At 41.3% G+C, this 26,957-nt stretch carries 21 protein-coding genes; 15 read left to right on the top strand and 6 right to left on the bottom strand.

All coding sequences use genetic code 11. The features are described from left to right. Positions 1-69 precede the first annotated feature (69 nt). The 6 genes from QVH07_RS07825 to QVH07_RS07800 all read left to right on the top strand — a co-directional run bounded on the left by QVH07_RS07825 (position 70) and on the right by QVH07_RS07800 (position 7,233). Positions 70-2,229 carry a TonB-dependent receptor gene (locus QVH07_RS07825; RefSeq protein WP_289999607.1) on the top strand — a complete coding sequence of 720 codons (2,160 nt, stop codon included), beginning with the start codon at positions 70-72 and terminating at the stop codon, positions 2,227-2,229. 11 nt (positions 2,230-2,240) lie between these two features. Further along, positions 2,241-2,879: a hypothetical protein gene (locus tag QVH07_RS07820; protein ID WP_289999606.1), complete on the top strand. Its 639-nt coding sequence runs from the start codon at positions 2,241-2,243 to the stop codon at positions 2,877-2,879. A gap of 83 nt (positions 2,880-2,962) precedes the next feature. Further along, positions 2,963-4,051 carry a sensor histidine kinase gene (locus tag QVH07_RS07815; RefSeq protein ID WP_289999605.1) on the top strand — a complete coding sequence of 363 codons (1,089 nt, stop codon included), beginning with the start codon at positions 2,963-2,965 and terminating at the stop codon, positions 4,049-4,051. Further along, on the top strand, positions 4,048-4,800 hold the full coding sequence (locus tag QVH07_RS07810; protein WP_289999604.1) for a LytR/AlgR family response regulator transcription factor: 753 nt from the start codon (positions 4,048-4,050) through the stop codon (positions 4,798-4,800). Before QVH07_RS07815 ends, QVH07_RS07810 begins: the two co-directional genes overlap by 4 nt. A gap of 23 nt (positions 4,801-4,823) precedes the next feature. After that, positions 4,824-6,044 (top strand): hypothetical protein, encoded by a 1,221-nt coding sequence (locus QVH07_RS07805; RefSeq protein ID WP_289999603.1) that lies wholly within the window; start codon positions 4,824-4,826, stop codon positions 6,042-6,044. A gap of 55 nt (positions 6,045-6,099) precedes the next feature. Next, on the top strand, positions 6,100-7,233 hold the full coding sequence (locus tag QVH07_RS07800) for a DUF4221 family protein (protein WP_289999602.1): 1,134 nt from the start codon (positions 6,100-6,102) through the stop codon (positions 7,231-7,233). 30 nt (positions 7,234-7,263) lie between these two features. Here QVH07_RS07800 and QVH07_RS07795 read toward each other — a convergent pair whose 3' ends face one another. The 3 genes from QVH07_RS07795 to QVH07_RS07785 form a co-directional block, all read right to left on the bottom strand. After that, the gene (locus tag QVH07_RS07795) at positions 7,264-8,835 is read right to left on the bottom strand and encodes an Rne/Rng family ribonuclease (RefSeq protein WP_289999601.1); all 1,572 of its coding nucleotides are present in this window, start codon (positions 8,833-8,835) and stop codon (positions 7,264-7,266) included. 184 nt (positions 8,836-9,019) lie between these two features. Next, on the bottom strand, positions 9,020-9,835 hold the full coding sequence (locus QVH07_RS07790) for a tetratricopeptide repeat protein (protein ID WP_289999600.1): 816 nt from the start codon (positions 9,833-9,835) through the stop codon (positions 9,020-9,022). Positions 9,836-9,853: 18 nt separating this feature from the next. Continuing rightward, complete coding sequence (locus QVH07_RS07785; RefSeq protein WP_289999599.1) at positions 9,854-10,162, bottom strand: HU family DNA-binding protein; 309 nt, start codon at positions 10,160-10,162, stop codon at positions 9,854-9,856. Between the two features lie 145 nt (positions 10,163-10,307). Between QVH07_RS07785 and mutY the strand changes: the two genes are divergently transcribed. The 5 genes from mutY to QVH07_RS07760 all read left to right on the top strand — a co-directional run bounded on the left by mutY (position 10,308) and on the right by QVH07_RS07760 (position 19,633). Beyond that, entirely contained in the window at positions 10,308-11,369 is a 1,062-nt protein-coding gene (gene mutY, locus QVH07_RS07780) for an A/G-specific adenine glycosylase (protein WP_289999598.1), read from the top strand. A 34-nt stretch (positions 11,370-11,403) separates the two neighbouring features. Beyond that, a complete protein-coding gene (locus QVH07_RS07775) occupies positions 11,404-11,856 on the top strand; it encodes a single-stranded DNA-binding protein (RefSeq protein WP_289999597.1) in 453 nt (150 codons plus the stop codon). Positions 11,857-11,929: 73 nt separating this feature from the next. After that, a complete protein-coding gene (gldE, locus tag QVH07_RS07770; RefSeq protein WP_289999596.1) occupies positions 11,930-13,279 on the top strand; it encodes a gliding motility-associated protein GldE in 1,350 nt (449 codons plus the stop codon). A gap of 383 nt (positions 13,280-13,662) precedes the next feature. Next, positions 13,663-18,153 (top strand): glutamate synthase large subunit, encoded by a 4,491-nt coding sequence (gltB, locus tag QVH07_RS07765; protein WP_289999595.1) that lies wholly within the window; start codon positions 13,663-13,665, stop codon positions 18,151-18,153. Position 18,154: 1 nt separating this feature from the next. After that, positions 18,155-19,633, top strand: a complete 1,479-nt coding sequence (locus QVH07_RS07760; protein ID WP_289999594.1) for a glutamate synthase subunit beta — start codon at positions 18,155-18,157, stop codon at positions 19,631-19,633. A gap of 34 nt (positions 19,634-19,667) precedes the next feature. On the opposite strand, the gene QVH07_RS07755 is transcribed toward QVH07_RS07760, so the two are convergent. After that, positions 19,668-20,075 (bottom strand): DUF4890 domain-containing protein, encoded by a 408-nt coding sequence (locus tag QVH07_RS07755; protein WP_289999593.1) that lies wholly within the window; start codon positions 20,073-20,075, stop codon positions 19,668-19,670. An 87-nt stretch (positions 20,076-20,162) separates the two neighbouring features. Next, complete coding sequence (locus QVH07_RS07750) at positions 20,163-21,494, bottom strand: NAD(P)/FAD-dependent oxidoreductase (RefSeq protein ID WP_289999592.1); 1,332 nt, start codon at positions 21,492-21,494, stop codon at positions 20,163-20,165. 139 nt (positions 21,495-21,633) lie between these two features. Here QVH07_RS07750 and QVH07_RS07745 point away from each other — a divergent pair, with 139 nt between their 5' ends. Further along, a complete protein-coding gene (locus tag QVH07_RS07745) occupies positions 21,634-22,341 on the top strand; it encodes a YebC/PmpR family DNA-binding transcriptional regulator (RefSeq protein ID WP_289999591.1) in 708 nt (235 codons plus the stop codon). Between the two features lie 6 nt (positions 22,342-22,347). Next, positions 22,348-22,932 (top strand): inosine/xanthosine triphosphatase, encoded by a 585-nt coding sequence (yjjX, locus tag QVH07_RS07740; protein ID WP_289999590.1) that lies wholly within the window; start codon positions 22,348-22,350, stop codon positions 22,930-22,932. 173 nt (positions 22,933-23,105) lie between these two features. Here yjjX and QVH07_RS07735 read toward each other — a convergent pair whose 3' ends face one another. Beyond that, a complete protein-coding gene (locus QVH07_RS07735) occupies positions 23,106-24,086 on the bottom strand; it encodes an NTPase (RefSeq protein ID WP_289999589.1) in 981 nt (326 codons plus the stop codon). Positions 24,087-24,135: 49 nt separating this feature from the next. Between QVH07_RS07735 and QVH07_RS07730 the strand changes: the two genes are divergently transcribed. After that, positions 24,136-25,077 (top strand): M28 family peptidase, encoded by a 942-nt coding sequence (locus tag QVH07_RS07730; RefSeq protein ID WP_289999588.1) that lies wholly within the window; start codon positions 24,136-24,138, stop codon positions 25,075-25,077. Between the two features lie 58 nt (positions 25,078-25,135). Further along, positions 25,136-26,872: a chloride channel protein gene (locus QVH07_RS07725; RefSeq protein WP_289999587.1), complete on the top strand. Its 1,737-nt coding sequence runs from the start codon at positions 25,136-25,138 to the stop codon at positions 26,870-26,872. The last annotated feature ends 85 nt before the right edge of the window (positions 26,873-26,957 follow it).

The following is a 26,957-nucleotide window of genomic DNA, read 5'->3' as shown; positions in this document are numbered from 1 at the left end:
AACAGTTCAGTCAGTCTTTTTTCATTTGAAGTGAGGTGAGTAGCACCTTTGAGTCAAACGAAATCAGCTATGAGCACTCGATTGATTCTTTTCTTTTTTCTTCTGATGAGCCAGCATGTCGCTTTAACTCAAACGACTATTTCGGGAATTATCCTTGACCATAAGGGAAAGGAACTACCAGGGGCCAACATCATGATTAAAGGAAGCTATGATGGAACTACTGCTGATATTTCAGGAAAATTTTCATTCGAAACATCCAAAGAAGGATTCCAAATTCTCCTTATCAAAATGATGGGATTTAAAGCTGTAGAAACCGTAATAGAGTGTACCGGAGGAGAAATCGAAGTTGGAAACCTAACTTTAAAGGAAGAGATCACGGACATGAATGCGGTCACCATCTCCGCCGGAGCCCTTGAAGCATCCGATGAAAACAAGGCGGTGGTTCTTCGCCCTCTTGATATAGTTACCACTCCCAGTGCTATGGGAGATATCACCGGTGCTTTGCAAACTTTACCCGGAACCAGCACAGTGGGTAATGATGGGAGACTTTTTGTTCGAGGAGGGGATGCCAGCGAAGTTGGGATTTATATCGATGGACTTTTTGTGGGAAATGCCTATGGTTCAAGGGTAGCAAATGTTCCTACAAGGACAAGGTTTAACCCAAACTTATTCAAGGGGACTTTTTTTAGCACAGGAGGTTACTCTGCTGAATTTGGGCAGGCACTAAGTTCGGCTTTGGCTTTAAGCACAAAGGATCTATCAGTCAGAAATCAAGGTGACCTAAGCATCATGTCGGTTGGGGGAGGCTATTCTCATACATTTTCAAGTGAGAAACAAAGCATCACCGCTTCCGCGAATTATTTTGATCTCGGCCCTTATCAGAGCCTCATCAATCAAAATTTTGATTTTGAAAGCCCTGCCAATGGTTGGGATTTTGAGGTGGCTAGTCAAAAGAAGTTAAGCAAGGGAGGCCATTTAAAAGCTCTTTTCAGAACCGAGGGCGGAGGAATGGAACTTTGGCAGCCAGTTCCGGGAGTAGAAGGTCGTGGAGTGAGGATCAAACTAAACAATGACTACACTTATGGCCAGGCTAACTGGAGCAATTTCCTATCAAATGACTGGACCATGTTCGGAGGAGTCTCTTACTCAAGAAATGTGGATAACATTCTTTACGACAGCTTAAAAATCAAAAATACCGGAGAGACGCTTCATGCTAAAACCTACGGAATCAAAGATTTTTCTGACCGGATTTCGATGAAGCTTGGATTGGAATTTTTTAGACAGAATTACAGTGAGGCGCTTCCAAACGAAAACCTTCAAAGGAATTTTAAGGACAACAGAATCTTCGCATACACAGAATGGGATTGGTATCTGAGCTCAAAACTCGTTTTCAGAACAGGTCTTCGGGCTGGTAGCAGCGATCTGTCTTCTCAGCTGTGGGCTGACCCCAGAGTATCCTTTGCCTTTCAGATTTCAGATGCAAGTAAGGTCTCCCTTGCTGCAGGCACCTTTAATCAGATGCCTGTGGAAAACTTTCGGGTTTTGAATCCGAATTTGGCAAACTCCGAGGCGAAGCATCTTATCGCAAACTACTTTTTCCAAAAGGAAGGAAGAACTTTTAGAGCAGAAGCCTTCTACAAAGGTTACAACAATCTCGTCACCTTTGATGGGAATCAAATGGACATGAGCAATCTTCAAAATGAAGGAGAAGGATATGCTCAAGGATTAGATATTTTCTTCAGGGACCAATCAACCATTAGGAATACTGACTATTGGGTGACCTACAGCTTTGTGGATAGCAAAAGACAGTTTGATCAATTTGAAACTCAGGTTCAGCCTTCATTTGCTCCAAGACATAATTTCTCCCTTGTCATCAAGCACTTCATCACGAATTTGAACTCACAGATTGGGTTCTCATTCACTGCAAATGACGGCTATACTTATACGGATCCAAATTTGAATGGAGAAATGAACTCCAAGACAAAGTCTTTTCAAAATCTAAGTCTTTCCTGGAGCTACCTCCCAAAACCCAATTTGATCATTCATCTAGCATGTACCAATGTGCTGGGAAGGGAAAATGTATTCGGCTACTCCTTCAGCCAAACTCCGAATGAAGATGGAGTTTACGTCTCTCTTCCTTCTGGTCAGGTGGCTCCAAGATTCTTATTTCTGGGTGTATTCCTAACCTTATCAAAGGACAAAACTGCGAATCAATTAAACAACCTCTAAAATTTATAATCATGAAAAATCTAACTCTAATCCTAGTATTGGCATTTATGAGCAGTCTCACTGCATTAGCTTCAGAATATGAAGAAGCAATGAAAGCGCAAATCCAGAAAATGAATAACATCAGCTCAGATGCAGAAGCTCAGGACGTTAAAAATGGATTTTTGAGAATTGCTCAGGCAAATATGAGCGAATGGTTGCCTATGTACTATGCTGCTCTAGTGCAAACTGAAGCTGGACTTCGATTTGATGTAGACAAAGATGCATACTTTGAAGAAGCCCAAAGCTATCTGAAAATTTTACAGGATGCAGGAGCATCTAATTCTGAAATTACCGCACTCGAAGGATACATTATGATGGGAATGGTCAGTGTAGATCCAGGGTCAAGGGGTCAAAGTATGAGCGGACCTACTATGGAAACTTTTGGAAAGGCAATTGGCCAGGACCGAAGCAATCCCAGAGCCGTGTATCTTATGGCTCAGATGGAGAGAGGAATCGCTCAGTTTTTCGGGCAGGGGACTGAAAAGGCATGCGGTATGTTCAAAATGAGTCTTGACCTCTTCGAAAAAGAAAAAGAAAAAATCGATGAGAACTACCTTCTGCCTTCTTGGGGCTATGAGCAAGCGAAACAAATGTATGAAAGTTGTAACTAAGCCAATTTAATTGATCACAATCTAAAAGAGCCAATAATAACAGTCTACTGTGCTATTGGTTCTTTTTTGATATCTTCAATGCCATGACAGAAGAAAGCATTAGCCTCAATAAAAGGATTGAAAAAGGACTTTGGGTAAGTATGCCAAAGTTTATCCTAATCAATATTGGTATTGCCACCATAATTACTGTCATAAATATCAGTTTTAACCCTGGGTATTATCTTTCATCAGAAGGAATAGGGGAAGTTTTTCAAAGCTTTATTTTTGGATTTATTTTCTCCTCCGCCTTAAGCTTTGGTGGTAGCCAAGTAGATTTCTTTTTTGACAAAAAGATGTCTTGGATTGAGAAGCCGGCGAAGAGGTTAATCCTGACGGTGATCACGTATATGGCCTATACTTTTGTTGCTTCTTATATCATCGTTTTTGGGATAGCCTATTTTACCGGGCAGTTTACTTTGGATAACATACCATGGAGGGGGATAGGTCAGGGTACAGAGGCTCCCATGATTTTCGCTTTTATTTTTATGGCCATTTTTACAACCAGATCATGGCTTTTCGAATGGCGAAAATCAGCAATTGAAGCTGAAAAATTGAGGACTGAAAAAATCTCAACCCAATACCAATCCTTAAAGAACCAACTAAATCCCCACTTCTTATTTAACTCCCTGAATGTCCTCAGTAATTTGGTCTATGAGGATGCAGATAGGTCTGCGGAGTTCATCCAGAAATTGTCGAAAATATACCGATATGTCTTGGAGGTACAACAGGAGGAGCTGGTGCCTCTAAGCCAAGAATTGAGCTTTGCCAAAAATTACCTTGAGCTCCAAAAGCTCAGGTTTGAGGATGGCCTCGCTTACTCGATCAGAGTTAAGGAGGAGGATGCCAAGGGACAAATCCCTCCTTTATCACTTCAGTTGCTTTTAGAAAACGCCATTAAGCACAATGAAGCAAGTAGAAACAACCCGCTTTTCATAGATATTTTCAAGGATGAAAATGACTTGATCGTTTCCAACACCTACCAACCAAAGCGAGTACAACATGAGGAGTCGACAGGTATTGGTTTGAAAAACATCGATTTGAGATATGAGTTTCTTTCGAGCAGAAAGCCCATAATCGTAAATAGTGAAGATGAATTTGTGGTTCGGCTACCACTGATTGAGATAAAGGCATGAATATTTTAATTATTGAGGATGAAAACCCCGCAGCGGCCAGATTAAAAAGGCTTCTTCAGGCCCGCTTACCTGAGGCGGAAATGCATGGGAACCTTGATACTGTGCAGTCCTCAATTGATTGGCTTAACACAAACCCGGAACCAGATTTAATTTTCTGTGACATACAGCTCGCAGATGGAATCAGTTTTGAAATTTTCCAGGAAGTGGATATTAAATCTCCGGTTATTTTTACCACTGCATTCGACCAGTACGCCATAAGAGCTTTTGAGGTAAATGCAGTGGATTATTTGCTAAAGCCTCTTGACCCTGACGCCCTGGAAAAAGCCCTTGAAAAATTCCGATCAAACCAAATAAAAACAACCGTGGATATCACGGAAATCAAGTCCCTTCTCCAAAGTCCTTCGAAAAAGTATAAAAGCAGGTTTCTGGTTAAATTCGGTGAAAAAATCCAAAGTATAAATGTCACGGAAGCAGCATTTTTTTACAGCGAGTCTCGTGCCACCTATCTTCAGACCCATGCTGGGAAACGATACATTTTAGATTCAAATCTAGAGACACTGGAAAACCAGCTGGACCCTGATGAATTTTTTAGAATCAATAGGAAGTACCTTATTTCTCCAGATTCCATTGAAGAAATATATGCCCACTCTAACAGTCGCCTGAAAATTAAACTCTTACATTCCAAAGATTCAGATGTAATCGTAAGCAGAGAAAGAGTGGCAGATTTTAAAAATTGGTTAGACAAATAGCCCGGAACTTTTACCTTAGTGAAATGAGTGAAAACCAGGATTTAAATAAAACTAAGGCTGAACTCACCTGGCTGGAAAACCTCCAACGGAATAGCTGGGAACCTGAGGTTATTATTTCAGGTATTATCCTAGCCTTTCTTTTTGCATTTCCCTCAAAAATCTATGCTTTTTCTGCCCGCTTAATCCAGGACGTAGGACTTCATTTTGTTGGCGGGATGTTGGTTCTACTTTACCTAAGTGCCATCATTTCTGTATTCAAAATCTTTTTTGTGGTGCATCTGGCGCTACGTTTTATCTGGGCCGGACTTCTAGGTCTTAGTTATGCATTTCCTGAAGGGGTAATCAATGAAAAACTCTTCAAAATGTCGCAGAATTATAATTACAAAAAGCCTGGGGAACTGGTCCTTCAGATGGAGAGAATCTGCAGCATGACCTTCGCTTATCCCATATCCCAAGTGTTCATCATTCTCGTCTTCACTGTTTACCTGGGCATTTTACTTTTCGTTTATATCTGGCTGGATATCAGTTTCGTGGTTATTTACTTCATTTTCTTAGCAAGCATTTTACTTTTTGTCATCCTTCAATTGGCAAGTAAGAAATCTAAATGGAAAGAGTACCTAGCCACGACTATGATGGGAAGTGTTACGGCAATTTACCAAAGCAACCTTGGTAAATGGTTCAGTACTTTCTATACGCTTGTCATTTTTGCATTCGCAGTCCCACTTATCTATGAAGATGTCAGGGATTTTTCCATGTTCAATAACAAAACCAATCTGCTGGAAAGAGAAAGAGAATGGCCAACGAAGGGCCTCACTTATGCAGAATTCCATGATGAAGAGAGCAGATATCCTCGAATATTCCTTCCGAAGGAGACGGTGGAGTCTGACCTTCTTCGAGTGGGTGTGGCGAGATATCAGGGAGACACTAAAACTCTGAAAGATTTAAATGATCAATTCCGCTTGGAGTTAGATTCCATGGGCTGGCATGTCTTAGAAGACACGCCGGATTTATACAGATTTTACCTCAATGACCAAATAATTAAACCCGGGGCTTGGAGGAGAAATAGAATTCAAATTACCGATCAAAAAGTTTATGAAACTACTTTTGACATCACAGGGCTGGAAGCTGGAATTCATTCCCTTAGAGTGGAAAAAGTAATGCTGAACTACAGCCTTTTTTCCAATAAACCTGAACAAATTTTACTCAGGGAGTATTGGGACGAATTAGAGTTTATAAAGAAATAAAGAGACCGCAGACCCCATTTAGGGACACCAATTCCTAGAGTGCTATAATTTACCCATGATTCAGAACAAGATGATTGCTACAAAGAGGCTTATGCGAATTAGTATGGTCCTTCTTTTTCCTTTTTGGATTTCCTGCGAAAAAGATCCGGAGCAAATAGTTGAAGTAAACTTTGAAGACCTGGTTGTTGATACACTTTATTTAGAAAAGAGCCCAAATACAAAAGAGCTAGGTTACGATTTCAGTTTTTTTGAAACAGAAGAGAATAGAATAGTTCTGAAAACTTTCATAGATGGAACCATATATGAGTACAGTTATCCAGATGGGAGAATTCTTCGGACTCAGGATTACGAACAGGAGGGTCCAAATGGAATAGGGAGTTTTAATCAGGGATATTTTATAGAGGAAGATTTTATTTGGTTCCTTTCAGAGGTCAATCTCATAAAAGCAGATCACTTCGGGAGAGTGATCGCCCGATACGCTTTGCCGGAGGCCAATGAAAACCGCCAATCTGTAAATTACAGCACAAGAATGGGAGCAAAAGTTTTTCGCGTAGGGTCCTCTGTTCTCATCCCCGATGCTCCATTTGTCCTAAATGAACAAGTCGTTCAATATGAAGATTGGATTCTAAAATTTGATCCAGAGGCCGACTCATTTGAGTACCTTTCGTTCCAATGGCCTGAGAATTATCAGCAATTTCTAAACGACCCAGGCTTTGGAAGATACCAAAACTCCTATTTGCATAACCAAAATATTATGGTAGTTTCTTTACCAGCAAGTGATTCTCTAATTGTACTAGGAAAAGGCCTAAAAAAGAAAGTTTATGCAGGGACTAGGGAACCGATGAATTATCTCAAGGGAGGCCAAAGTCAACAAGGAGAATGGGTAGTGTTTTTTCAGGACAATAACTCAAGCAAGTATTCAGGAATTTCTTGGGCAGAGAAGGAACAGGTTTTACTAAGGCAGGCAATTCCCATTCCCGATACCAAAGAAAATCGAGAAGACGGAAAAATACCTATCCTTAAAATGGTGGTTTTAGATAGTTCCCTAAGATTAAAAGCCGAAATAGACATGCCTTTCGAGACCGGGGGATTCAATACCCCAGATGGTTTTTATATATGGATTGGGAATCCTCACTCCGAAGATGAAGTGGCCTATGTGAGGCTATCCTTCGATGATATCCTGGAATGACCATAAAAATTAGAGCAAAAAAAAGCGGGACTAATTAGCCCCGCTTTTTGCTGTAAGTTCTATTTCCTCACCAGATTTATTTAGAAATCTGTATTCCGTCACTGGTAGTGAAGAATCTTTGATCAATGATATCCATTTGTAATATTTGAAAAACCACTTCACTCTTTTGCTAATAAAGCCTAGAGTAAAGTATGCATACAGATAAGGATGTAATGCTATCTGTATTTTTTCCACATTTTGGGTCGTAGCCATATGTTCAAGATCGCCTTCCAGTTTATCCGCAATCAAGATAGATGCTTGGATTTTACCGGTTCCGTTACAAGCGGGGCAAACCTCTCGGGTCGTAATATTGACCTCCGGGCGAACCCTTTGACGGGTAATCTGCATGAGCCCAAATTTACTTAAGGGCAGTACAGTATGCTTTGATCTGTCGCTACTCATTTCTTCCTTCATCGCCTCGTACACCGCTTTCTTATTTTCGGCGCGCTTCATATCGATAAAATCGATGACGATGATTCCTCCCATATCCCGGAGGCGAAGCTGACGAGCCATTTCTTTTGCTGCCACCAAGTTGGTATTCAGCGCGGTTGACTCCTGATCATTTTCCTTGTTTGATTTATTACCACTGTTCACATCCACGACGTGAAGGGCTTCGGTATGCTCAATAATGAGATATCCTCCCTGCGGAAGGCTTACCGTCTGACCAAACAGGCTTTTGATCTGCTTCTCTATTCCAAAACTTTCAAATAGTTTGGCTTTACCGTTGTAAAGCTTGACAATTTTTTCTTTCTCAGGAGCAATAGTCCTGATGTAGGATTTAATTTGATCGTAAGTTGATTCTTCTTCTACGGTGATTCCATCGAATGATTCATTAAGCAGGTCTCTCACTAAGGATGAAGCCATGCTCATTTCTCCTATTACCTTGTCCCGACTCTTGGCTTTATTCAGCTTGCTCATACCTGCCTCCCATTTGTCAACGAGATTTCGAAGATCTCTATCCAGTTCTGTCACGGATTGACCTTCAGCCACGGTACGAATGATCACACCGAAATTGGCAGGTTTGATTGAGTTGATAAGTCTTAAAAGTCTTTTTCTTTCGTCGCTACTTCTTATTTTTTTGGACACATTTACAGAGTCCGAAAAAGGAACGAGTACCAGATATCGACCGGGTAAAGAGAGCTCACAGGAAAGTCTTGGGCCCTTGCTGGAAATTGGCTCTTTTACTACCTGAACCAAAATTTGGCTGTTCTTTGACAAAATGGATGAAATCTTACCCACCTTATCAATTTCAGGTTCGTTTTTAAAGCCTTTGAGATTGTAATCCTGATAGTTATTGTTACGTACCTTCTTGGTAAATTTATTCAGGCTGTTGAAATTGGCTCCCAGGTCCTGGTAATGCAAAAATGCATCTTTTTCGTAACCCACATCAATAAAAGCGGCATTTAAGCCATTGACGATCTTACGAACAGTCCCGAGATATATATCACCTACCTTGAATTGATTATCCATTCCGTCGGAATGCAACTCAACCAGTTTCTTATCTCTTAGCAGGGCTATACGACTTCCTTCCTGTGCAGAATCAATTAATAATTCCGTACTCAAATCGTATAGTTATTATGTAAATGAACTTTTGGCCCTTCGAATTAAGGGCCAGTCACAATGTGAAATTACTTCTTCTTGTGTCTGTTTTTTCTTAGTCTCTTCTTACGCTTGTGCGTGGAGATCTTATGTCTTTTTCTTTTCTTACCGCAAGGCATAATTCTTTGATTTATAGTTAGAAATATATTTACAACTGATCGAGATAGCTCTGGATACTTCCCAGGATCATTTCATCCTGAGTCATTTCCTTCACTAACTCAAATTGAGCTTTCGCTTTGTTATTCTGTTTCGCCTCAAAATAGCTTACTCCAAGATAAAACTGTCCCTGAAGATTCTGAGGATGATATTTTACCAATTCCTCAAAACGTTCAGAAGCCCTTTTATATTGTCCAGACTGTATTGACAAGATGCCCATATTGAAAAGAGCTTCCTCATTTTGAGGGTCTTCTTCTAGAATTCCCCTCAGCATGGTTATCCCCTGCATCGGATTGGCTGATGATACATAGGTCATCGCAACTTTGGTTTTCAGATCTAATCTATCAGGATTTTCTTCCAAGATAGAATTAAAATAAGACCTGGTTTCCTCTGCCAGATAAGCAACTTTCTCAGGATCCAGAGCAAAAGTGAAGGCTTCGTAGTAAGCATCACCCGCCACCTCTCGGTCTGCAGGTAATCCCGTCTCTTCTGCTATCACTCCATAGTAGTAGGCAGAACTATCAAACTTTCCCAGTTCAATATATATTTCCGCCAAAACTTGGGCCGAGGCTAGCTTATCTTCAATGGTGGAAGCATTTTCCACAACATTTCGATTTTTCGCTAACTCTTCTACTTGCTCAGGAGTAAGCTCAGCTTCATGCATATCCACCATCCCGGTGGCTGATTCGCTTTCTTCGGCGAGCCCTTCTACGTTTTCTTCATTGTCCACCACTACTTTTGGCAAACTGTAAAGACCAACAATCGCAAGGATACCTAGAACCGATACCAGAAGCTGAGACTTTTTCATGTCAACCTACACCTAAGCTTAATCTTGAGGTGCTAATTCCTTTATCTTATCGCTTTGCTTTACTCGCTCCACAAATACTTTGGAGGGCTTGAAAGCAGGAATATAATGCTCGTCAATGACGATAGCGGTATTTTGAGAGATGTTACGGGCGATTTTTTTGGCTCTCTTCTTATTGATGAAACTACCGAATCCTCGGATATAAATGTTCTCTCCTTCAACCATCGAATCCTTAATCACTTTGAAGAACGCCTCTACTGTTTGGGTTACGTCGTCCTTCTGGATGCCTGTTTTGTCTGAAATCTTAGTGATTACTTCTGCTTTTGTCACTGTAATGTATATTTAGAATTTATTAAATAAGCTTAACAACCTATTAACCAAGTGTTTTTGGGACTGCAAATGTACGAGAACCTGTGCAATTAAAAAACAAATCAAGAAAAATTACCTTGATTTGTAGGAGATTGAATGAAAATAGATGAGCAAGAAACTTCCTGATAATCAAGCTTTTTCAAAATTGATTATCAATTGGTACCGAGATAACCCACGAGATTTACCTTGGAGAGATACTCAGGACCCCTACATTATTTGGCTGTCAGAGATCATTCTTCAGCAAACGCGGGTAGCTCAGGGAATGCCTTATTTTTATAAGTTTTCCGAGGCTTATCCAACGGTCAAAGATTTAGCAATGGCACCCGAAGAGGAAGTTTTAAGACTTTGGCAGGGACTGGGTTACTACAGCCGGGCAAGAAATCTTCATTTCTGCGCAAAGCAAATTTGGTTCGAACTCGGAGGGAATTTCCCGGATAATTACAAGGATTTACTTAAGCTAAAAGGAGTGGGATCCTATACCGCCTCTGCCATATCGAGTTTTGCTTTTGGTGAAGCTAAAGCAGTAGTGGATGGAAATGTCTTCCGAGTACTCTCTCGCTTTTTTGGAATTCAGACTGATATTGCCACAGGCAAAGCCAAAAAGGAATTCGAAGCCTTGGCCAATAGCCTGATCCCAAAAGAAAATCCAGGTGAATTTAACCAGGCCATGATGGATTTCGGTTCACGTCAATGTACCCCTAGAAATCCCGACTGCGAAGCATGTCCTTTAAATGGGTCTTGCTTTGCCTTTAAGAATGATCTTATCCAGGTTTTGCCAATCAAGATAAAAAAGACCAAGGTAAAAGAACGAAAGATCCATTATCTGGTGCTGAAGTGCGGAGAGAATTGGGTTTGGAAAAAAAGAAGTACTGGAGATATCTGGGCAGGCCTGTATGACTTCCCAACTGAAGAAATCAAGTCAATTCTTGACAAATATGCAGAACTAAAGACGAAGGAATTTATCCCCCCGCAGAAAGAATACTTACATTTGCTATCACATCAGAGACTCAAGGTTCAGTTTTCAGAGATTCGTTTAGAAAGTTCCGCACAGGACCACCTAAAAAAGCTTTGCGAAGAGCAGGAATTAGCTATGGTGGAAGAGGATAAGATTGACTATCTAGCAAAGCCAAAGTTGATCGTGAATTATTTGAAGGATCAGGGTATTTGAGTTAATTTTAATTAGTACAGAAATAATATAACTAATGGCAGGAGTAAACAAGGTAATCTTACTTGGTAATTTAGGGGCTGACCCTGAAGTAAAATATTTAGAAGGGGATAACGTGGTGGCCAATATTAGACTGGCGACCACTGAGTCATATAAAGATCGAAATGGAAACAGGGTAGATCAAACCGAATGGCATGATCTTGAACTTTGGGGAGGCCAGGCCAAGGTAGCAGAGCAATACCTTAAAAAAGGAATGCAAATCTACGTAGAAGGAAAAATCAAAACAGATACCTGGCAAGATGAGCAAGGACAAAACCGGCGTAGAGTAAGAATCCGTGTTTTGAGTTTCACCATGCTCGGAGGTAGACAGGACAGTGGCAGCAGCCCATCTTCTCCCTCTTCTCAGCAGCCTACATCTGTTCCAAAACCACAATCAGCCCCAACTCCAGCTCCGGATTTAAGCGGGGATGATGATGACCTACCTTTCTAAAAATTGCGAATGTCCCTAAATCTATTTTTAGGGATTTTTCGTTATTTTGTATTCTATTATTCATGCATCATACATGGACGACCCCTTCCCGAGTTACCACCTAATCGCTCAAGTAGCTGAATTAACGCCAGGCTACCTGATATTTAACGGTATCCTTTTTATTCTTTTGCTAATTTGCTCCGCCTTAGTATCAGGCTCTGAGGTTGCTTTTTTCTCCCTTTCAAACGATGACTTAATTCAACTTCGCGAGGAGGGATCTGGGGTTGCCGAAAAAGTGCTTACCCTCGTAGATAGCCCAAAAAGTCTGTTGAGCACAATCCTGATCCTGAATAACCTTATCAATATCGCCATTGTGACCCTCACCACATTCGTGTCTTGGAGTCTTTTTGGCCTTGATGCCAAAGGAGTGATTATAATACTGGTACAAACGGTAGGTGTGACGTTTGCCATTGTATTTTTTGGTGAAATTGTACCCAAGGTTTATGCAAACAGGGCCAGACTTAGTTTTAGCAAAACTATGGCCCCAACCATCTACTTATTCGGAAATATTCTAAGACCCATTTCTTATTTACTCATGTCAATGGGTGATCTGATAGAAAGTAGAATAGAAAAAAGAGGCTATGCATTATCGGTAGATGAATTAAATAGGGCTCTGGAACTTACCACCGAAGACACCCCTGAAGACGAAAGAGAAATTCTAAGGGGAATCGTGAACTTTGGAACACTTACGGTAAAGCAGGTAATGAAAAGTCGCATGGATATCACGGCTGTGGATGTAGAAATGGATTTCCATGAACTTATGGATAAAATCAACAAAAGTGGCTACTCTCGAATTCCGGTCTTTGATGAGACAATAGATAATATAAAGGGAATTCTCTACGTCAAAGACTTGCTCCCCTACATCGAAAATGATGAAGATTTTGCATGGCAGGAATTAACCAGAAAAAGCTTCTTCGTTCCAGAAAATAAAAAAGTTGATTCCCTATTAAAGGATTTCCAGCTTAAACGGGTCCACATGGCCATCGTAGTAGATGAATATGGCGGTACCTCTGGTTTAGTGACTTTAGAGGATCTTATTGAAGAAATTATTGGGGAGATAAATGATGAGTTTGATGATACGGACGATATCTACTTTAAGGAGCTAGACCCGCATACCTTCATTTTTGAGGGAAAAGTGTCTTTAAATGATTTTTGTAAAAAGCTCGATCTCGATGGTCAGATTTTCGATGAAGTGAAAGGAGAAAGTGAATCATTGGGTGGCCTTCTTCTTGAAATAAATTCTAAGCTTCCAAGACACGGAGCCAAAATTAAACTTGAAGATATGGTGTTCACCGTTCTAGCGGTCGATACCCGTCGTATCAAGAAAGTAAAGGTGGAGCTTCTCGGCCAGCAGTACAAAGAGCATCATCCCTTCTCAGATTGAGGATCCAAAGACTTTTTGAAATGAACGACTCCTTCCCAAAAATTCAAAGAGCAAGTAAAGTCAAGGGAGCCACAGAATAGTTTGCCTTATTTAGGAAATTTTTAGATCTATTTTTCAAGAAATCCACTAAACCCCTTTCCTTCTAAATTTCCCATATTTTTTGATAAAGAGGAACCGTTTTTAACCCTCTTTTGAAAAATTTTCGAAGAATCTCCAAAGTCTTGGTGAATATTGAAACCCACCAAAAATTATGAATTTGGTAATCAATAAATGAATTCTTCTGTTTTTTTCATAATACTCATCAGATCATTGATCAAATTTCAACAAACGGAAAATTTTTTGTATTTTTCAAAATTCTAAACCTATCTAAAACCTATCAATAAATGCAAAAGGGATTATACCGATCTGCTTTTGAGCATGATTCCTGCGGCATTGGTGCAGTGGTAGACTTAAATGCAGAGCCTACCCATGAGACCATCAGCAATGCTCTTTTCATGCTAAGCAATATGGAGCACCGAGGAGGAAGAGGCAGTGACCCCAAGACAGGGGATGGTGCTGGTATCCTCATTCAGGTTCCACACGATTTTCTAAAAAAAGTTACTTCTAGATCAGATATAGATTTACCTGAAAAAGGCACCTATGGAGTAGGAATGACCTTTTTCCCAAAAAACAAGCAACTCTTTAAGAACTCAAAAAAGCTTTTAAATAAGATTCTTAAAGAATTGGATTTTGAATTAATAGGATACAGACCGGTTCCGGTGGATGAAACTGTTCCTGGTTCAGGTGCTTTGGAAGTAATGCCAAATATCGAACAGATGTTTGTGCGGCATAAGGACGGCTTAACCGGAATTGCACTCGAGAGAAAACTTTACGTCTTAAGAAATTATGCGACTTCGGAGATTAATTGTAAAATTCCTGGGGTAAATCGCTCATTTTATTTCGCTAGCCTAAGTAGCAGAACCTTAATTTATAAAGGTCAGCTCAAAACGGATCAGGTACTTGACTTTTATAAGGATCTTCAAAACCCACAAATAGAATCGGCCTTTGCCATTGTGCATTCCAGATTCTCCACAAATACGTTCCCAAATTGGAGACTTGCCCAGCCTTTTAGATTCCTCTCTCATAATGGCGAGATCAATACGATTAGAGGAAACCTTAATAAAATGAAGTCCAAAGAGACTCTCATGAAAAGTAAATACTTTTCAGAGGATGAAATGGACAAGCTACTGCCCATCACGAATAAGCAAAATTCGGATTCAGCAAATCTGGACGCTATGGTGGAGTTGCTTACCTTAAGTGGTAGGTCACTTCCTCATGCTATGATGATGCTGGTTCCGGAAGCTTGGCAAGACAATAGTGATATGGACAGACAGAGAAAGGCATTTTATAAGTTTCATGCCTCTCTTGTGGAGCCTTGGGATGGCCCTGCTGCCTTACTCTTCACAGATGGCAACTCGGTGGGTGCCACCCTGGATAGAAACGGATTGAGACCGCTCCGATATTTCATTACGAAAGACAATCGCTTCATACTTTCTTCAGAAGCTGGCGCTTTGCCGATCCGTGAGGCTACTATCGTAGATAAAGGCAGAATAAGCCCCGGACGTATGGTTTGGGCAGATCTAGAAAAAGGGAAGGTAAGGTTTGATGAAGAAATTAAAGCTGAGGTTTGTAGCAAATCACCTTATGAAGACTGGATACGCGATCAACGTATCAAACTAAGATTACTTCCTGATCCTAAAGACTTAAACCTCCCTTACTCAACAGAGGGAATAAAGAAGTCACAGAAAATCTTTGGTTATACCAGTGAAGAAATCAAGTTGATTTTAGAGCCCATGGCAAAAACAGGGTATGAGCCTATCGGATCGATGGGAGCAGATACCCCATTAGCAGTCCTGTCAAAGCAAAGTCAACACATTTCTAATTATTTTAAGCAACTCTTTGCACAAGTAAGTAACCCCCCGATTGACCCAATCCGGGAAAGGTTGGTGATGTCACTTTTCACGAGACTGGGAGAGGGATATAATATTCTGGATGAAAGTCCTGAGCACACAAAGCAGATTCATATTTCCCAACCAGTTTTGCTGAATGAGGGACTGCAAAAGGTTCAGCAGATGGATAATTTGGGCTTTAGAGCCCAAAAACTATATGCACATTTCAAGGCGGACCATGAACCTGGGCGACTTCTGGAAGCTTTAGACGAGCTTTGCAATGCCTCAGTCGAAGCTATTCAAAATGGTAAAAACATTCTGATCATTTCAGATCGTCTGAATGATGAAACCAAGGCTCCAATTCCTTCATTGTTAGCCATTGGTGCGGTACATCACCATTTGGTGAAAAAGAAACTGAGAACTAAGGCTGGTTTGGTTTTGGAATCAGGAGATATTCGTGAGACCCATCATTTTGCTACGGCAATTGGATATGGTGCTTCCGCTGTGAACCCCTATTTAGCCTTAGAAACACTTTTGGAGACCTACCAGGACGGTAAAATTCCAAATGTCGGTAGCCAAAAAGAGCTTTTCAAAAACTACCAGACAGCCATTGGAAAAGGGCTACTGAAGGTCTTGTCCAAAATGGGAATTAGTACCCTTCAGTCCTATCAGGGAGCACAGATTTTTGAGGCCATTGGATTAGGCCCGGAAGTAATCGATAGGTGCTTTAAGGGCACCATTTCAAGAATTAGTGGTATTTCCTTTGATGACCTTGCCGAAGAAGTTTTGGTAAGGCACCGGGCTGCTCATAAATCTCAGGCTCCGATTCTGGAAACAGGAGGGGTTTATCAATGGAAGAGAAGAGGTGAAAAGCATCTTTTCAATCCTGAAACCATCCATTTACTTCAGAAATCAACAAGACTTGGCGATTATTCACTTTATAGAAAATTTGCAGACAAAGTGAACAAGCAAAGTACCGACGCCCTGACTCTTCGTGGCCTGTTTGAATTCAAAAAGCGAATCAGCATCCCTATAGAAGAGGTAGAGCCATCCAGCAAAATCATGAGGAGATTTGCTACAGGTGCTATGTCGTTTGGGTCTATTTCTCATGAAGCCCATACCACTTTGGCCATAGCCATGAATAGAATCGGAGCGAAGAGCAACTCCGGTGAAGGGGGAGAAGATGAAATTCGATTCGAAAGGAAAGCAAATGGAGACTGGGAGCGATCGGCTATAAAGCAGGTGGCATCAGGTAGGTTCGGTGTGACCAGTAACTATCTGAGCAACGCAGATGAAATTCAGATTAAAATGGCCCAAGGGGCAAAGCCAGGAGAAGGAGGTCAGCTTCCTGGACACAAGGTGGATGAGTGGATCGGTAGAGTAAGACATTCCACTCCTGGAGTGGGATTAATTTCACCTCCACCGCATCACGATATATATTCTATTGAGGATTTGGCGCAGCTTATTTATGACCTGAAAAATGCCAATCGTGCAGCAAGAATTAATGTGAAACTTGTTTCTCAAGCCGGAGTAGGAACTGTGGCCGCTGGTGTGGCCAAAGCCATGTCAGATGTAATTCTAATTTCCGGGGCAGATGGAGGAACCGGTGCATCCCCACTTAGTTCGATCCGACATGCGGGTCTTCCATGGGAGCTTGGCCTTTCTGAAGCTCATCAGACCTTGGTGAAAAATAACCTGAGAAGCAGAGTAGTTCTTCAAACAGACGGGCAATTACGAACCGGAAGGGATCTTGCGATTGCAACTTTGCTCGGAGCAGAGGAATGGGGAATTTCGACTGCAGCGCTAGTGGTAGAGGGTTGTATTATGATGAGAAAATGTCATTTAAATACCTGTCCTGTTGGGATAGCGACTCAAAACCCAGAGCTTCGAAAGCTATTTACTGGAGATCCTGATCATGTTGTAAACTACTTTGAGTTCCTGGTTCAGGATCTTCGTGAAATCATGGCTGCACTTGGATTTAGAACTATTGATGAAATGGTGGGCCAGAGTGACATTCTTCAATCCACCGGTCATTTAAATCACTGGAAATGGAATAAGGTGGATCTAAGCCCTGTATTTCACAAGGTGGAAGTGCCTGATCATGTGGGAATTCATAAGCAAATTGATCAGGAATTTGAATTGAAAAAAGTACTTGATAGACAGCTGATTGAAGCAGCCCTTCCAGCTCTGGAGCAAGCCAATGAAGTTCAGGCCAAATTCCCGATAAAAAATACGGACAGATCCGTGGGAGCTATGCTTTCTAATGAAATTTCCAAAGTATACGGTAGTCAAGGCCTTCCAGAAGATACGCTTAAATTCACCTTCATTGGTTCAGCAGGTCAGACTTTCGGTGGATTCCTGGCCAAAGGTGTAAAATTTGAGTTGGAGGGTGAGGCAAACGACTACTTCGGTAAAGGCCTTTCCGGTGGAAAATTAGTGGTTTTCCCGAGCCGTAATGCCCGCTTTGTTGCCGAGGAAAACATAATAATTGGCAATGTAGCATTCTATGGAGCTACCTCAGGCGAGGCTTATATTAATGGAAAAGGAGGGGAACGATTCTGTGTGAGAAACTCAGGAGTGAAGGCAGTAGTGGAAGGCATTGGTGATCACGGATGTGAGTATATGACAGGTGGCTTTATCATCAATTTGGGCGAGATCGGAAGAAACTTTGCCGCAGGCATGAGTGGAGGAATCGCCTATATCCGTAAAGATTACATTACCGAAATCAATCCGGAGCTTGTAGATATAGATTTATTGGAAGATGAAGACTACATCACTATCAAAGAATATCTTAAAAAGCATGTGGAGTATACAAATTCTCAGTTGGGAAATCAATTCCTTAAAAATTGGGAAGAAAAGAAAGAAGAGTTTATTAAAGTAATTCCGAGGGACTATAAGGCTGTTTTAAAAAAGCGTGCCCTGGAAAAATCAAAAACATTAGCGTAAGATGGGAGCGAAAGAGGGATTCTTACAATTTAAAAGAGAAACTCCGGTAAGTAGAAAACCGGTTGAAAGAGTGGGCGATTACAAGGAGATTTACCAACCCATGTCTGAGGAAAGTCTGAATCATCAGGCTGCCCGATGCATGGATTGTGGTGTTCCTTTTTGTCATTCAGGATGCCCACTGGGGAATGTTATACCTGAGTTCAATGATGCTGTTTATGAAAAGGACTGGAAAGGTGCGATTGAAATTTTGCGAAGCACCAATAATTTCCCTGAGTTTACCGGTAGGATCTGCCCGGCACCTTGCGAAGCGAGTTGTGTTTTGGGTATTAATAAAGATCCGGTAGCGATCGAGCTTATTGAAAAAACCATAGCTGAGAAGGCTTATGAGTTAGGTCTGATTACTCCTAAAATCCCTGAAAGCAGAACAGGTAAAAAAGTCGCGGTGATCGGCTCAGGCCCGGCAGGCCTTGCAGCTGCGGATCAGCTCAATCAGGCTGGACATGAGGTAACTGTTTTTGAAAAAGATGCCAAGCCCGGAGGTTTATTACGATATGGGATTCCTGATTTCAAGCTGGAAAAATGGGTAATAGATCGAAGGATTGAGCTCATGGTAGAAGAAGGAGTCATTTTTTCATGTAAAACTGACGTAGGCTTCAATATCAAGGCTGAAAATATTCTTGCGAATTTTGATGCAGTAGTTCTAGCCACAGGAGCAGCCCAACCTCGAGCATTAAATATCCCTGGTAATGATTTGAAAGGAGTACATTTTGCGATGGACTTCCTTGGTAAGCAAAATCAGGTAATCGCTGGGGAAATCGATGAAAACCCTATCTCTGCAAAGGATAAACATGTAATTGTAATCGGTGGAGGGGACACAGGAAGCGACTGTATCGGAACCTCTAATCGTCATGGTGCAAAAAGTATTACTCAATTAGAATTATTACCCAAGCCTCCCAAGCAAAGAACGGATGAGAATCCATGGCCAGAATGGCCTATGACTCTGAAGACATCCAGTTCGCATGAGGAAGGTGCTGACAGGATGTTTTCCATCCTGACCAAGGAGTTTATTGGAAACGATAAGGGAGAAGTAACTGGTCTTTCATTGGCAGATATAGAGTGGAAATCAGTAGATGGAAAAATGACCTTCGAGGAGCTTCCGGGAACCCAAAGGACTATCCCCTGCGACCTGGCTTTCCTTGCGATAGGTTACCTTGGACCAAGTCAAAACGGACTATTAGAGGCCTTCGGGGTGAAACGAATGGAAAATACACTTCCGAAATCAAAAGGGTATAAAAGTAGCGCTCCTAAAGTCTTCCTAGCCGGAGATATGAGACGAGGCCAGTCATTGGTTGTTTGGGCCATATCAGAGGGTAGGGAAGCCGCAGTGGCTGTGAACGAATACCTAGGAGGACAAGCCGATCTTCCTAAAAAGGATGAGTCTTTCTTCCACGTTTTGGATGAATTTGAATCACTTGATTAATAAAAAAAAGCCCCGATTTTTATCGGGGCTTTTTTTATTTCGTTCTTCCTCCTCTTGGGCCTCGTGACCTTCGTCTTTGTTGATTATTTCGACGTTCTTTTTTGGCTTCTTCCCACTGAGCGGCTTGCTCCTCGGTTAAAACGGCTTTGATTTTCTCCTCATTTGCCTTCATTTTCTCTCTCATTGCCTCGCGAGATTTACGCATTTCTTCTCGAATTTCCTCTGAGGCCTTTCTCTCATCCTCTCTTTCTTTTGCAGATTGCAAATTGATTTCGAGAATCTGAGCTTTCTGCTCCTCACTTAATTTCAATTCTTCAGCCATTCTTTCAGTAGCTCGTTCTGCTCTCTGCTCTGCAGTAGGCTTCTCTCTTTTTTGTTCCTGAGCCATCGCAAAACCCGCGATCGCACAAAATAGTCCAAGTGTCAAAAGTATTTTTTTCATGGTTTAATAGGGTTAGTTACATGGCTTAGACCGAACTGACACCCGCGAGTTTAAGCCAGCAATCAAAAAATATGTTAAATCCTGAAATTACTTCTGTTCGATCAGCTCTTTCCGTTCCGACTCCCTCACATATCTAGGTTTTATCAGAAGCCTTAGACTGGGGTCAAAGCTCAAATAGCTCCATGCCCAATCGAAGAATATGAAGAGTTTGTTCTTCACTCCCAGTATGGCCATGAGATGAACAAATAGCCAGGTCATCCATGCAATAATCCCCTGAAATTTGATAAATGGAAGATCCACTACTGCAAGGTGCTTACCTATGGTTGCCATACTTCCTAGATCCTTATAGTGAAAGGGTTCTGGATTTTTCCCTCTTCTGGCTCTTTCAAAATTCTTTGCCAGATTGCTAGCCTGCTGTAAGGCTACTTGTGCCACTTGAGGATGCCCCTTTGGATATGTCTCATCGGCAAGCAAACAATTATCCCCGACTGCATATACTCCCGGGTGATCAATAACCTCATTAAATTCATCGACGAGAATTCTTCCGTTGGGAGCGTAAGATGACTCAGATAGACCTTCAATCTGATTTGGCTTTACCCCGGCAGCCCAAAGTAGGGTTGCTGTCTCTATGGGTTCCTGATCGTCGAAATATACATTTCGCCCATCATAATCCTTTACCTTGGTATTCATTTTGAGTTCCACCCCAAGCTTAGTCAGGTACTTTTCAGCCTTGGCCTTAGCCTCCTCTGACATGGCAGCTAACAAACTCGGACCAGCCTCAATTAAAACCACTTTCATATTTTCAAAACTCAACTCCGGATAATCTCTTGGAAGCACTGAGTTTCTAAGTTCTGCCATGGCTCCGGCAAGTTCCACCCCTGTTGGCCCTCCACCCACTATAACCACATTCATCAATACTTTCCGGTCTTCCATTTTTGAGAGATTAATAGCTCTCTCATAGTTAGAGATAATCTTGTTCCGAATGTAGAGCGCCTCCGAGACAGATTTCATTGGAGAAGAGTATTTTTCAATAGACTTCGAACCAAAATAATTGGAATCAGCCCCTAAGCTCAATACTAGATAATCGTAATCTAAATACCCTGCATCTGTATAGACTCGCTTTTTCTCCGAGTCAAAGCTGCTTACTTCAGCCATACGAAAGCTCACATTTTTCGTGTTGTGGAATATTTTTCTCAAGGGAAAAGAGATCGCACTTGGCTCAAGACCAGCAGTGGCAACCTGATAAAAAAGAGGCTGAAACTGATGAAAATTGTTTTTGTCTAAAAGGATGACTTGAAATGGTTTTCCTTTCAAGCTCCTGGTCAGTTTCAAACCAGCAAAGCCTCCACCAATTATTACTATTCTAGGCAGACTGTTTTCAGGAAGATTTGGGATAGGATATTGAGGGAGATTTTTCATACTTGGGGAGATAAAAAAGTATACGAAAGCTGCTAGCAATCGGTCAAATAAAATTGACTTTTATTTGAAGACAGTTTTATCCACAGGCTCACTCTTGATTTCTGTTGATTTATTATTTTTACACCAACAAAAAATCAATATGGGAAGAGCATTTGAATTCAGAAAGGAACGGAAGTTCAAGAGATGGGACAAAATGTCCAAAGTTTTTACCCGTCTGGGTAAAGAAATAGTGATGGCTGTCAAGACTGGGGGACCTGATCCTGATTCCAATCCCAGGCTAAGAACAGTCATCCAAAATGCCAAGGGTGCACAAATGCCCAAAGACCGTATTGAGGCGGCGATAAAGAGAGCTTCAAACAAAGACGAAAAGGACTACGAAGAAATCGTTTATGAAGGATACGGCCCGCATGGCGTCGCAGTAATCGTAGAGACCTCCACGGATAATATCAATCGAACTGTGGCGAATGTCAGAAGCTATTTTTCGAAAGCGGGAGGAAGCCTTGGAACCTCAGGCTCTGTAAGTTTTATGTTTGATAGAAAAGCTGTGTTTCGCTTCAAAGCAGAAGATCAGGATATCGAAGAGTTAGAGCTGGAGCTAATTGACCATGGCCTGGTGGATATTGATGAGAATGAAGGAGAGTTATTTGTTTACACAGAATTTGAGGATTTTGGATCCATGCAAAAGGCCCTGGAGGATCGGGGGATAGAGGTAATAAGCGCTGATTTTCAAAGATTCCCCACTACCCTTACTGAACTGGATGAAGAACAGGAAGAAGTGATAAATAAAATGGTGGAAAAAATGGAAGAGGACGATGATGTAAACCAGGTTTATACCAATATGGCATAACCTATCATGAACAAAAGATCCTTTCCAAAAAGACAAAACTTACAAAGGGGCTCTAAAGGTCTCATCATAGTAGGAAGCCAAAATCCTGTTAAGCTCTCTTGTACCCAGAGTGCATTTAGAGAAGTTTTTGAGGAAGAATATGCCATATCCGGAATTCATGTAGCTTCTGAGGTCTCAGATCAGCCGATTGGTCATGATGAAACTTTGCAGGGTGCCAAAAACAGAGCAAAAAACGCTAGAATCTCATTCCCCGAAGCTGACTTTTGGGTGGGGATAGAAGGTGGAGTGGCTAGAGATTCTAGTGGTATGTATGCCTTCGCTTATGTTTATATAGAAGATAAAAAAGGTAACAGTAGTCAAGCCCAAACGGCAACCTTTTATTTACCTAAGGCCGTTTCAGATCTTGTGGATAAAGGGATGGAACTCGGGCATGCTGATGACAAGGTATTTTCCGAAGAGAATTCTAAACAAAAAGGTGGCTCTGTAGGTCTTCTTACCAAACAAAAAATCACAAGAGCAGAATACTATACACCGGCAATAATTTTAGCCCTGATTCCGTTCATGAATAAGGAGCTTTATTTCGGTTCCTAATGGTATAAACTGCACTTAATTGGCGACAAAGTTCAAAATAATTGTGTAAAATGTAGGAAAGTAAAAATTTTATTCGATCTTGACTTCCAGATTAGATTCAATAAGATGAAAGAAAAAAGTTGCTTCAATCACCCTATTTGAAACAGCTGTTCGATAAACCTCCTTCGGGAGGTTTATTTATTTAGATTGGAGAGGAAATTTTGTAGTGATTTTCTCCAGTCGGGATCAGCATCCCAAGAGTCTCCAATGTAGATTTCATCTCTTACCAGAAGCTTAATGAAATATTTCGTGACCACGCGACTCTCTGACCCTGGTCTAGGTTCCACACCCATACTTTCCATTAGGTCTGATTCCCGACCTTCTACCTTATCGAGAATAAATTGAATCCTGTCGGAAATTAATTCTTGATTTGTTCTGGCTTCTGTGAGCCAAACAACTTCATAGGGATAATTCGAATCAAGGATAGATTCCAAGGCTGACTTTTGATTCGCCTGCTCTGCCAAAACCGCCTCTTGGCTTTTACCATAAAGGTCAAAGCGGAAAAGGCTGATTAAACTCTCGGATGCTGAAGAGCCGGAAATCGGGACCCCCGTTTTAAAAATCTCCAGATTAAGTGGGTACCCTTGTTCATACTTTAAACTTACAGATGCAGATGCATCAATCACTTCTCCAAATTCAGGAACATCAATGACCAGGAGATTCTTGCTTCGTACATTTTCTCCTATGGCTTCTAAAGCTTCACGAGCCTCATTTAGATTTGAACCTTGAACACCATAAGGGTTGGTTTTTGGAATGATTTTGCCATCTCCGCTAAATGGTGACATATGGACTGCAAGCGTGGATTTGGTCTTTGTGATAAAAATTATGTTTTTAACCTGCCTTGTTTCAAAAGCTTTGGCGTAAGCCGCCTGTCTATCTTCGGATAAAGCAATGGTCTCAAGCTCATAATAAGCAACAGGGTCGGCACCGGCATCTACCAGCGAGGTATGAAGACTATCTGCGAGTTGTTTCCAAGTCATTGATGGCTGAGAAGCCGGGTCTATCGAAACCATAACCACTGCCTTACCATCGAAGAAACTCTCAGGTAACCCCCCTTGAGCTTTGCCCAGAAGGCAAATGGAAAATGAAAGAAGAACCCCCAAATAGAATTTCATTGGTAATAAAAGCTATTTTTACTTACAGCAGTAATTTTGCGTTAATCTAATGAAAACCCACACCCTTATGCAACTTTACCGGAAAGTAGGCATCATTTGTTTTTTGGCATTTATTTATACAACGAGTTTTTCTCAGAGTATTGATTCCAAAAACCTGATGAGGCACTTAGTTTTCCTTAGCTCCGATGAGCTCAAGGGCAGAAAAACCTCATCTGAAGGGAATCTCAAAGCAATAGAATATATACAAAATGAATTCCAAACTTATGGATTGAAAACGCATTACAAGGATTACTTGCAGCGATTTTCCTTCCGGAGCTTTGGGAAGGTATATGAAGATGCCGCAAATGTAATTGGTTTTATTCCCGGGCGAGAGTCCGATAAGATAATTGTCATAAGTGCCCACTTTGATCATTTGGGCTTGGGACAGCCAAACTCAGATGGAGACTCCATTTATAATGGAGCAGATGACAATGCATCAGGAACTGCAGCACTTTTGGCAATAGCCGAATACTTCTCAAAAAATCCCGCCCAACACAGTTTGATGTTTGCGGCTTTTGATTCTGAAGAGCTTGGATTACGAGGTTCCAAAGCTTTTTTGGAGGATTTTCCTTTTGAATTAGATCAAATAGCCCTAAATGTAAATATGGATATGGTCGGAAGGAATGATAGTGATGAGATATATGCATCTGGAACTTATCAAAACCCTCAGCTAAAGGGGCCACTAGAGATCGCTTCTGAAGGTTCTGTTCCGGAATTATTATTTGGACATGACCAACCAGGAATGGGAAGAGACGACTGGACTAACTCATCCGATCACGGTTCATTTGTAAAAAAGGGAATTTCTCATATCTATTTTGGGGTAGAGGATCACGAGGATTATCATACTCAAGATGATGAGTTTGATGGAATTAACCCTAAATTCTTTGTGGGCTCTGCGAATTTGATCCTCAAATGCATTCTTGAACTTGACAAATTTTTAGTAGAAGATTAAATCCTGTATGGCTGGACCAGACTTGATTACCCGATTTTTAAAATGGCGGCTCAGACATATGAGCAACCAATCCTTTATTCTTATTCTGAGCGGAATAATCGGTGTATTATCTGGTTTTGCTGCAGTAGTTCTAAAAGAGGCAGTACATAGTATCCAGGTCTTTCTCACTGCTGATTTCTATGCAGAGTATGCAAACTTCATGTATATACTTTACCCCTTAATCGGGATTACCTTGGCTTATCTGGTAGGAAAGTTCATTTTCAAGGATTTTGGGGGGCATGGGATTCCTGATGTACTTTTTAATATTTCAAAAAACAGCAGCCTGATTCCAAGAGTGAAAATGATCAGCCGTCTAGTGACCTCAGCGCTGACGGTAGGTTTTGGTGGTTCGGTTGGGCTGGAAGCGCCGATGGTGGTCACCGGGTCCGCCATAGGTTCAAACACCGGGTCACTTATGCGTTTGAATGCAAAAAACAGGACCCTGCTTATCGGCTGCGGAGCGGCGGGAGCCATTTCCTCAATATTTGGAGCCCCAATAGGCGCCGTGATTTTTGCGATCGAAGTTATCCTACTTGAAATTTCAACTACCAGCTTTATTCCCTTGTTAATCGCATCGGTGATGGGGTCTCTGACATCCATGATTTTGATTGGAAATGACTCCCTTTTCAACTTCAATTTGGTAATAAATTTCCAGGCGGCACATATGCCCTATTACCTTCTGCTGGCCATTCTTTGTGGCTTCGTCTCTTTATATTTCTCTAGGGCAGTTCACTATACAGAGAGATTTATGGATCGATTCGAAGATCATACCATGAAGCTTCTTTACGGTGGTGCCATCCTTGGATTTATGGTTTTTTTCTTTCCGCCTATCTATGGGGAAGGCTATAATACGCTGAATACACTGATTGAAGGGGATCCTCTTAGCATTCTTGAGACCAGTCCTTTTTTCTCAGCTTTTGATAGTCCTGTCTTGTTTATAGTTTTCCTCGGAATAATAGTTCTTCTAAAACCCGTTGCATCTGCCATCACTTTGGGAAGTGGAGGAAGCGGAGGTATTTTCGCTCCATCCCTTTTTGCAGGAGGTATTCTGGGATTTGCCTTTGCCTATGCCAAAAACCAGTTCGGTTTCCACATCCCATTGCCAGTAGCCTCATTTACCTTAGTTGCCATGTGCGGATTAATGAGTGGAGTCCAACACTCGCCTCTATCAGCAATATTCCTAATAGCAGAAATTACAGGAGGATATGAACTCTTCATCCCGCTCATGTTTGTTTCTGCCATTTCTTATGTCACCACCTCTTATTATCAAAAGGACAGCCTATATATCCTGCAATTGAAGGATCAAGGCAAAAGTCTGGACAGTTCAAGAGATCAGGAAGTCCTAAACTTGATAAGTATCTCACACATAATTGAAAAAGATCTCCATCCGGTTTCACCCGAAGCAAAGCTTTCTGAATTGATAGCTCTTGTCAAGGTTTCTAAGCGAAACTTATTCCCTGTGGTGGATGAAGAAGAACATCTCAGAGGAATTATCACTCTGGACGACATCAGGGGAATCATGTTTGACGAGAGTAAGCGAAATTCTGTGCTAATTAAGGATTTAATGCACAGTCCCCCAGAAGTACTATTGGCTACTGAAAATATGCAATCTGTAATGGACAAATTCGAAAAGTCAGGGGCATGGAATTTACCTGTAATCAATGATGAGCGCTATCTGGGCTTCATTTCGAAGTCAAGAATTTTTAATGCCTACAGGAAGAAATTAATCCGCCAAAGGCTCAATGAACGATCATAAAAGAAGATTATTTGGTTTTTTTATTTCACAACATTTTTCACAGCCAATTTTTGCAAGAATTAAAGTTAGCTCGCTTTATCCACAA

Origin of the sequence: Algoriphagus sediminis, assembly GCF_030403435.1 — a bacterium.
Lineage (GTDB): Bacteria > Bacteroidota > Bacteroidia > Cytophagales > Cyclobacteriaceae > Algoriphagus > Algoriphagus sediminis.
Note: the sequence above shows the minus strand (reverse complement) of the source record. Positions and strands in the feature narration are given on the sequence as shown.

Coding starts and splice junctions, on each gene's coding strand:
- QVH07_RS07815 (WP_289999605.1), top strand. CDS start 2,963: ATGACAGAAGAAAGCATTAGCCTCAATAAAAGGATTGAAAAAGGACTT.
- QVH07_RS07805 (WP_289999603.1), top strand. CDS start 4,824: ATGAGTGAAAACCAGGATTTAAATAAAACTAAGGCTGAACTCACCTGG.
- QVH07_RS07735 (WP_289999589.1), bottom strand. CDS start 24,086: ATGAAATTCTATTTGGGGGTTCTTCTTTCATTTTCCATTTGCCTTCTG.
- QVH07_RS07750 (WP_289999592.1), bottom strand. CDS start 21,494: ATGAAAAATCTCCCTCAATATCCTATCCCAAATCTTCCTGAAAACAGT.
- QVH07_RS07810 (WP_289999604.1), top strand. CDS start 4,048: ATGAATATTTTAATTATTGAGGATGAAAACCCCGCAGCGGCCAGATTA.
- QVH07_RS07760 (WP_289999594.1), top strand. CDS start 18,155: ATGGGAGCGAAAGAGGGATTCTTACAATTTAAAAGAGAAACTCCGGTA.
- QVH07_RS07730 (WP_289999588.1), top strand. CDS start 24,136: ATGAAAACCCACACCCTTATGCAACTTTACCGGAAAGTAGGCATCATT.
- QVH07_RS07790 (WP_289999600.1), bottom strand. CDS start 9,835: ATGAAAAAGTCTCAGCTTCTGGTATCGGTTCTAGGTATCCTTGCGATT.
- QVH07_RS07775 (WP_289999597.1), top strand. CDS start 11,404: ATGGCAGGAGTAAACAAGGTAATCTTACTTGGTAATTTAGGGGCTGAC.
- yjjX (WP_289999590.1), top strand. CDS start 22,348: ATGAACAAAAGATCCTTTCCAAAAAGACAAAACTTACAAAGGGGCTCT.
- QVH07_RS07725 (WP_289999587.1), top strand. CDS start 25,136: ATGAGCAACCAATCCTTTATTCTTATTCTGAGCGGAATAATCGGTGTA.
- QVH07_RS07755 (WP_289999593.1), bottom strand. CDS start 20,075: ATGAAAAAAATACTTTTGACACTTGGACTATTTTGTGCGATCGCGGGT.
- gldE (WP_289999596.1), top strand. CDS start 11,930: ATGGACGACCCCTTCCCGAGTTACCACCTAATCGCTCAAGTAGCTGAA.
- QVH07_RS07820 (WP_289999606.1), top strand. CDS start 2,241: ATGAAAAATCTAACTCTAATCCTAGTATTGGCATTTATGAGCAGTCTC.
- QVH07_RS07800 (WP_289999602.1), top strand. CDS start 6,100: ATGATTCAGAACAAGATGATTGCTACAAAGAGGCTTATGCGAATTAGT.
- QVH07_RS07745 (WP_289999591.1), top strand. CDS start 21,634: ATGGGAAGAGCATTTGAATTCAGAAAGGAACGGAAGTTCAAGAGATGG.
- mutY (WP_289999598.1), top strand. CDS start 10,308: ATGAGCAAGAAACTTCCTGATAATCAAGCTTTTTCAAAATTGATTATC.
- QVH07_RS07825 (WP_289999607.1), top strand. CDS start 70: ATGAGCACTCGATTGATTCTTTTCTTTTTTCTTCTGATGAGCCAGCAT.
- gltB (WP_289999595.1), top strand. CDS start 13,663: ATGCAAAAGGGATTATACCGATCTGCTTTTGAGCATGATTCCTGCGGC.